At 37.1% G+C, this 7,469-nt stretch carries 7 protein-coding genes and 2 pseudogenes; 4 read left to right on the top strand and 5 right to left on the bottom strand.

The genetic code is table 11. The annotated features are described in order from the left end of the window. The 3 genes and pseudogenes from HUN22_RS14275 to HUN22_RS14265 form a co-directional block, all read left to right on the top strand. A pseudogene (locus HUN22_RS14275) lies at positions 1-117 on the top strand (TetR/AcrR family transcriptional regulator); the annotation flags it as partial. Positions 118-302: 185 nt separating this feature from the next. Beyond that, positions 303-848, top strand: coding sequence for a 1-acyl-sn-glycerol-3-phosphate acyltransferase (locus tag HUN22_RS14270; RefSeq protein ID WP_174730614.1), 546 nt, complete (start codon positions 303-305; stop codon positions 846-848). A gap of 160 nt (positions 849-1,008) precedes the next feature. Continuing rightward, positions 1,009-1,758, top strand: coding sequence for a YebC/PmpR family DNA-binding transcriptional regulator (locus HUN22_RS14265; protein ID WP_057062671.1), 750 nt, complete (start codon positions 1,009-1,011; stop codon positions 1,756-1,758). A gap of 46 nt (positions 1,759-1,804) precedes the next feature. Here the strand turns inward: HUN22_RS14265 and HUN22_RS14260 are convergent, their stop codons facing one another. After that, positions 1,805-2,275 carry an Lrp/AsnC family transcriptional regulator gene (locus tag HUN22_RS14260; RefSeq protein ID WP_002050132.1) on the bottom strand — a complete coding sequence of 157 codons (471 nt, stop codon included), beginning with the start codon at positions 2,273-2,275 and terminating at the stop codon, positions 1,805-1,807. A gap of 338 nt (positions 2,276-2,613) precedes the next feature. On the opposite strand from HUN22_RS14260, the pseudogene HUN22_RS14255 reads away from it, so the two are divergent. Beyond that, positions 2,614-3,928, top strand: a pseudogene (locus HUN22_RS14255) (DcaP family trimeric outer membrane transporter). Positions 3,929-3,976: 48 nt separating this feature from the next. Here HUN22_RS14255 and HUN22_RS14250 read toward each other — a convergent pair. The 4 genes from HUN22_RS14250 to HUN22_RS14235 all read right to left on the bottom strand — a co-directional run bounded on the left by HUN22_RS14250 (position 3,977) and on the right by HUN22_RS14235 (position 7,244). Beyond that, positions 3,977-4,720, bottom strand: a complete 744-nt coding sequence (locus tag HUN22_RS14250; protein WP_002114298.1) for an amino acid ABC transporter ATP-binding protein — start codon at positions 4,718-4,720, stop codon at positions 3,977-3,979. Between the two features lie 13 nt (positions 4,721-4,733). Continuing rightward, complete coding sequence (locus HUN22_RS14245; RefSeq protein WP_174730611.1) at positions 4,734-5,411, bottom strand: amino acid ABC transporter permease; 678 nt, start codon at positions 5,409-5,411, stop codon at positions 4,734-4,736. 2 nt (positions 5,412-5,413) lie between these two features. Next, positions 5,414-6,256 carry an amino acid ABC transporter permease gene (locus HUN22_RS14240; protein WP_081174211.1) on the bottom strand — a complete coding sequence of 281 codons (843 nt, stop codon included), beginning with the start codon at positions 6,254-6,256 and terminating at the stop codon, positions 5,414-5,416. Positions 6,257-6,350: 94 nt separating this feature from the next. Then, positions 6,351-7,244, bottom strand: a complete 894-nt coding sequence (locus HUN22_RS14235; protein ID WP_174730608.1) for an amino acid ABC transporter substrate-binding protein — start codon at positions 7,242-7,244, stop codon at positions 6,351-6,353. Between the last annotated feature and the right edge of the window lie 225 nt (positions 7,245-7,469).

The raw sequence follows: 7,469 nt of genomic DNA, 5'->3' as shown, positions 1-7,469 counted from the left end.
ATTATTGATGGTATGATTATTGATGGTACAACTGATAAAAATCTTATTAACCCTGAAAAAATTTGGAAATATGTTGAATATTTAATTAATGAAGAAATACCTCAACCCGTATCTTAATTTTAAAATTATCTAGGTTTATTATTTTAATACCAAGTTTAAGAGAAAAGTAAAAGAACTTTTTCATTATTTTATAGCTTAGATAATCCTTCATTTTAGTGCACTACTTTAGCTTTCATAATTTCTCTAGGCTTTTTTACAAACTCATATTAGAATCCTGAAAATTTATCACCTTGCACTGATGTATGAAAAAATTTCTAGGTAATTCTATCTTTAAAGCTGTTGGTTGGACCTACAATGTAGATCCTAAAATTCTTGAGAAAAAACAAGTTATTATTGGCTTTGAACATACCTCAAATCTAGACGCAGTGCTATCGATTGCTCTCTTCCAAATTTTAGACATCAAAATTCATACCTTAATAAAAAAGGAACTTTTTAAAGGCCCACTTAAGCCAATTTTGGAAAAACTTGGTGGTATTCCGGTTGACCGTAAAGCAAGTAAAGATATTGTTTCTCAGATGGTTGAACAATTTCAATCACATGAAACTTTTAACTTGGTGATTGCACCTGAAGCTACTCGTGCTAAAGATGGCTCTGAACGTAAACCTATCCGTACAGGTTTTTGGCATATTGCCAAAGCAGCCAATGTTCCGATTGTTTTAATGTATGCCAACGCTCGAAGCAAACAAGGTGGAATCTTAGGTAAAATCTATCCAACAGATTTGCAGAAAGATTTGGAAACGATTAAAGAGCTATACGCGCAATTTGACATTGATGTCAAAATTAACTAATTCAAATTTGACTTGATTTGACCTAATTTCAGACATTAGGTCTTAAGCTTATTATTCTTATTCGATTGGCTAACAAAACGCAGGGCAACAGTTTTCAACAAAACCAAGCCTATGCTAATATTCCAGCACTTTTGCATTTTCTTTTTTGGAGTTCACGTCCATGGCGGGTCATTCTAAATGGGCCAATATTAAGCATCGTAAAGCGAAACAAGATGCAAGTCGCGGTAAAGTTTTTACTAAATATATTCGTGAAATTGTGACTGCTGCCAAACTTGGTGGTGGAGATCCTGCTAGCAACCCTCGTCTGCGTGCAGTAGTAGAAAAAGCTCTCTCAGTTAATATGACACGTGACACCATTAACCGCGCAATCCAACGTGGTGCTGGTGGTGAAGATAATGATGATTTAAAAGAAGTAACTTATGAAGGTTACGGGGTTGGCGGGGTTGCTGTTCTTGTTGAAACAATGACAGATAACTTAAATCGTACAGTACCAGACGTACGTCACTGCTTTAGTAAAACAAATGGTAACTTAGGAACTGCGGGTTCTGTATCTTATCTATTTACTAAACGTGGTGAGATTACTTTTGAAGATGTTTCTTTAGAAGATAAAATCATGGAAGTTGCTTTAGAAGCTGGCGCTGAAGATATTGAAGTTTCTGAAGATGAAATCTTGGTCATCACTTCACCAGAAACTTTCGGTGAAGTTCAGGATGCTCTTGCTGCTGCTGGTTTAAAATCTGACAACGCTGAAGTTGTGATGAGTCCATCTACAAAAGCTGAAATTACAGATGTTGACCAAGCAAAACAAATTCTTAAAATGATTGATATGTTTGAAGACCTTGACGATGTACAAAACGTTTATACCAACGTTGAATTCTCGGATGAAGTTTTAGCTCAACTTGATGCTTAAAATCAAACATTTGAATTAAAGAAAGCGCACCAATTGGTGCGCTTTTTTATAATTTGTTAAGCAAGTTATAACAATTAAATACATTATATTCTTTAATGACAAAGCTCGAATGCAAAGCAACTACGTTGTCGATTTTTCCAATACGTCTTAATAAAATTTCACTGTAGTCATCCATGTTGCGTGCCACAAGCTCCAAAATAAAATCGGCACTTTGCCCTGTTACCAAAAATGCATTGGTTACTTCTGGAATGGCTTCTATTTCAGAAAGAAACTTATCAAATGTTTCACTATCATGCTTGCTCAACGAAACTTGCAATAAAATATGTAAAGTAAAGCCAAGTTTACTAAAATTAATTTCCCTTTTGAGCTGCCCCATAATGTTGGCTTCAATCAGGTGCTTAATCCGGCGGTGCACAGAACTGACTGACAGATTGATCCGTTCTGAGAGTTCATTCAAATTTAAGTCTTCATGAGACAAAATTTCTAGAATTTGTTTATCAAAACGATCTAACTCCACCCTTATCTCCAGCCAGAATTTCAAAGTAAAGACAGTATACCCTATACCTTCACTTCTGCATTGAAAATACAAAGGTTTAAAGGCTGCTAATTTTTTTTATAAAACTTATTTCTTTTATGCCTTTTAAACGTGCAAATAGTTTCATGTACGGTTCATTTTAGAGAGTTAACTTTATGCTTTAATCCGAATTATCTATGTAAAATCCTTATTCTTACTACTATTTGAAGCTAGAAAGGAAGTAATCAGCAAAATTTGTTTGTTTTTCAAGTTTCTTAAAGTTGGCATCATTTTTGTTATGTATTTGCAGGAAAATTTTTATCCATGTCGGGGGAGTTCCTGTGAATAAAATCAAAACACTAGTGTTAGCAATGAGTTCTTTAGGTGCAATGAGCGTAACAATGCCTGTGCATGCCGCTACAGATGCTGAAGTTAATGCCTTACGAGATGAAGTAAAAGAGTTAAAGCAACTCATCCAGAAACTATCTGATCAACAAAAAACAGCTTTAACTGTCAGTGCTCCAGCAACAATTCCCTCAGCACCAGCGTCTCTTACACCTCCAGCATCAAAACCAGGATGGATGGCAATGGCAGATGGACAAACCCAAGTTAAGCTTTATGGAAATGTTCGAGTAGATGCAACCTACGACTTTAAAGGTTCAAATGGAAGCATTTCAAATGGTGCTAACTATCCTTTAAATAAAGATGACCCAAGACAAGATTCACTAAATGTATCAGCTGCAACTTCACGAATTGGCCTAGATATTACTCGCCCAACGCAGTATGGAGATTTAACAGGTAAAATTGAAGCCGATTTCATGGGTGGTGGTGGCGATAATGGAGCTGGAACCTTCCGTGTTCGCCACGCCTATATGTCATTAGGTAAATGGTTAGCAGGCCAAACAACTTCACCTTTTGTAAATACCGATACATCACCAGAAACACTAGACTTTACTGGTGCAGTCGGAACAGGAACCACTCGTACTGTACAAGTCCGATATACTCAACCAATCAATGTACAGCAAAAAATATTAATTGCCCTAGAAGGTGGCGATGTTGAAAAAGTAAGTAATGCCGCAGGAGGCAGTCGCTTCCCTGCTCTAACTACACGCTATGACTTTAAAACTACAGATAATAAAGGCTTATTACAGTTACATGGGCTTGCGCATGAAAATCGAGTGGCTCCAAAAGATAGCTCATCTGAAGAAAAATTTGGCTGAGGTGTAGGTGTCGGGGGGCAAATATGATTTAACGCCTCAAGATAGTTTAGTAGCTAACTATTATCATGTTAAAGGAGATGGTCGATATTTATCTTATAGCAATTCTGCTTATGCTTATGACACAACAACACAAGACATTAATTTAGGTGAATTTGATAGTGCAGTGATTGGGTATCAACGAAAATGGAGCCCTATTCTCCGCTCTACTTTTGCTATAGGAGGCATTCAATATAAAGATGATAGTGTCTATGCAAATAGTAATTTAACCAGCACCAGCTATAACAAAGAAATTTATAATGCTTTGGTCAATTTAATTTGGAATCCAGTTAAAAATATTGATTTAGGTGCAGAATACACATATGGCCAGCGTGAAACTTTTGCAGGTGATAAGGGAGACTATTCTCGTATCAATCTCTTAGCAAAATATAACTTCTAAGAATTAGATAAAAAAGAGCCTTTAAAGGCTCTTTTTTTATTAGAGGTATTAATGCATCGCCTGAATTTTTTCTAAGAACAATTTAGCGCGTTCATGACGAGCTTCTAAATTATCAAAGAATTCATGTGTTGGGCAGTCTTCTAAAATTTTACCTTCATCCATAAAAATTAATCGATTAGATACTCTTTTAGCAAAGCCCATTTCATGGGTAACACACATCATGGTCATGCCTTCATGTGCAAGTTGCACCATAACTTCAAGAACCTCACCCACCATCTCAGGATCAAGTGCAGAAGTTGGTTCATCAAACAACATACAGATTGGGTCCATAGACAAGCCACGCGCAATCGCTACACGTTGCTGCTGCCCACCCGACAACTGACCCGGAAATTTATCTTTATGAGCAAGTAAACCTACACGCTCTAAATATTTCAGACCTTTTGCACGAGCATCTGCAACTGAACGCTTTAACACTTTAACTTGAGCAATCGTCAAATTTTCCAAAACAGTCATGTGTGGAAAAAGTTCAAAGTGCTGAAAGACCATTCCTACTCGTGAACGAAATTTAGCAAGATCTGTTTTTGGATCTTTAAGCGAAATCCCATCAACAATAATGTCACCTTGTTGAAATGGCTCTAAAGCATTTACTGTTTTGATGAGTGTTGATTTTCCAGAACCAGATGGTCCACACACAACAACGACATCACCTTTTTCAATACTCGTCGTGCAATCTGTTAAAACCTGAAAATCACCATACCATTTAGAGATATGTTGGATGTCTATCATTGGCATTTAAAATCTCCAATTAGCGAATGATGGCAATTTTTTGCTGTAAGCGTTTGACCAATTGCGACAGCACAAACGAACTACAGAAGTACACTACAGCGACGATTAAATAGAATGTTGCTTTTGTTTCAGGTCCATAAGTATTAGCCAAAGTATCTGCACGACCTAAAAAGTCTGGTGCACTGATCACATAAACTAATGAAATGTCCTGAAATAGAATGATTGTTTGAGTTAACAATACTGGGAGCATGTTACGGAAGGCTTGAGGTAGGACCACGTAGCGCATTGATTGACCGTAGGTAAAACCTAGCGCATAGCCTGCATGTACCTGACCCTTAGAAATAGACTGAATTCCAGAACGTACAATTTCCGAGAAAAAAGCTGCTTCAAAAATGGCAAAAGTTACAACGCTCGAAAACAACGGCCCCCAATAGGTATCAGATTGAAACTCAAATATTTTCGGCAACAAAAAGTAGAAGATAAAGATCACCTGAATCAGTGGAATACCACGAAACAGATCAACATAAAATTTTGCAAAATTACTTGCGATAGCATTGCTAGATAAACGCATCATTGCCAATGGGGTTCCGATGAGGATACCACCCATCATTGCTAATACCGTTACGGTAAGCGTAAAAATGAAACCTTCTTTAAGTGCTGCAATCACATCAGGATTTTGTAATAAAGAAAAATCCATAATTACTTCCCTCCTGAACCTAAGCCAGGTACAGCCATTCGTTTCTCAATCCATGCCATCAAAAACTTAATGCTATAAGTGATAATCAAATAAACAGGTGTTGAGAGAATAAGAATGATAATGTCCTGAGAAGTTTCTTCACGCATAGTTTTCGTGTAAGCAAAGAAATTCAAAACACTCAACGCATATAAAACAGCTGAGTTTTTGAAAACGTTCATTGCTTCAGACGTAATCGTTGGCCATACAGTGCGATATGCAACTGGTAAAATGACATAACGATAACTTTGTGCTGTCGTAAAACCCATAGCTGAAGCCGCAAACTTCTGTCCACGAGAAACGGTATTAATTCCGGCACGTATGTGCTCAGATACACGGGCAGCCGTGTAGAGACCTAATGCAAAAACACCAATAACCGCAGGTTGCTGATTTAAAATATTTTTCCACCAACCACCAGCAACTACATCCCCACTACCTGCACTTAAGCTGTCCGGTAAAAACTCCGGAAAAACAAAAGCCCAGAAGAATAGTTGCACAATGAGTGGAATATTACGGAAAATTTCAACGTAACAATTGCCGATAAATGCGAGAGGTTTGTTGGGTAATGTACGAATTACCCCGAGGAGAGAACCTAATAAAAATGCGATAAGAAAGGCTATAATAGCTGTCCAAACCATAGTAAAGACACCTGAACCTAACATCTGTAACCATGTGGGTGCCTCAGCATAAGCATTGTAGCTTGAGCTACCAATAGCTTTACAAACTGATTCTGCCCATGCGGCTTTATCGACACCATATTCATTAGACTCCGCACAGAATATAGTCCAGTTTAGCGAGCCGACTGACATGTTTGCCCCTTAAATTAATATCTTTAGAAAATAGACCACTTGTGCAAATGCATCTTTACACTTACACAAGTAAATTTAGGACAAAAAGATCCAGTTAGATTCCTGCATCTGTTGGGTGAGCTTTTAATTTCTTATAAGATGAACTTTGTTGCATGTTCAAATTAGTGTTTTTTGGTGGAATTGGTGATAAGAACCACTTCTTATATAAAGCGTCCATTTGACCAGTTTTCCATAAATTATTTACAGTACGATCTGCAACTGCTTTAAATTTTGGATCGTCTTTAGCAAGCATAATTCCGTAAGGTTCAGATGAAAGTACCGGACCCACAATTGCAAAAGCTTTAGGTGTAGAAGACTTCGCAATCAATCCTGCTAAAATATTATCATCCATTACAAATGCAGCAGCGCGGCCAGATGCCATCATGGCAAAAGAGTCAGCGTGATCTTTACCATAAATATTTTGAACATTAACTGCCTGACCTTTTTCATTCATCTTGATGTATTTGTCAGATGTAGTACCTTGAGTGGTAACAACTGCTTTACCATTTAAGTCTGCCAAACTCTTAATGCCAGAGGTGGCTTTAACCGCCATACGCACTTCTGTTGCATAGTAGTTTGTTGAGAAACCAACTTGTTGCTGACGTTGTTTAGAGTTTGTGGTCGTACCACATTCCATATCGATATTGCCTGCCAAAAGCTCAGGAATACGTGTTGATGAAGTTACTGCCTTGTACTCAACTTTTAGGCTAGGCATTTTCAATTCTTTTTTAATATCATTTGCAAACTGGTTACAGATATCGACTGCATAACCTACTGGTTTACCTGCAACAACATATGAAATTGGATCTGAGGATTCTCGATGACCAATTACGATTTTTCCGGTACTCTTAATTTTAGCTAATGTATCTGCTGCTTGAATTTGAGAAGTAGCACCAACCGTACAAAGCATAACTGTTGAAATAATGAGAGAGGTTGCAGAACGTTTCATAAGAACTCCTTGATGATCATTCTCCCTATTTATCTATAGAATCATTCATATAGAGCAATAGAGTGATTTATTATTAAATTGCAATTATCGAGCCAACTTTTCCAAGTTGGACACATCCATTTGCTTCACTTATTTTATTCAATGGTTTTGCAGAATTAATACCTTTAAAACTGCTCACATGTTTCTACTTTAATCTATGTTTTAATCTTCTGTCTATTATTAAGC

Source organism: Acinetobacter lactucae (assembly GCF_013344765.1).
In the GTDB taxonomy this organism is placed as follows: domain Bacteria; phylum Pseudomonadota; class Gammaproteobacteria; order Pseudomonadales; family Moraxellaceae; genus Acinetobacter; species Acinetobacter lactucae_A.
This window is presented reverse-complemented; position numbering and strand designations above follow the sequence as displayed.

Coding starts and splice junctions, on each gene's coding strand:
- HUN22_RS14270 (WP_174730614.1), top strand. CDS start 303: ATGAAAAAATTTCTAGGTAATTCTATCTTTAAAGCTGTTGGTTGGACC.
- HUN22_RS14265 (WP_057062671.1), top strand. CDS start 1,009: ATGGCGGGTCATTCTAAATGGGCCAATATTAAGCATCGTAAAGCGAAA.
- HUN22_RS14250 (WP_002114298.1), bottom strand. CDS start 4,720: ATGCCAATGATAGACATCCAACATATCTCTAAATGGTATGGTGATTTT.
- HUN22_RS14245 (WP_174730611.1), bottom strand. CDS start 5,411: ATGGATTTTTCTTTATTACAAAATCCTGATGTGATTGCAGCACTTAAA.
- HUN22_RS14240 (WP_081174211.1), bottom strand. CDS start 6,256: ATGTCAGTCGGCTCGCTAAACTGGACTATATTCTGTGCGGAGTCTAAT.
- HUN22_RS14235 (WP_174730608.1), bottom strand. CDS start 7,244: ATGAAACGTTCTGCAACCTCTCTCATTATTTCAACAGTTATGCTTTGT.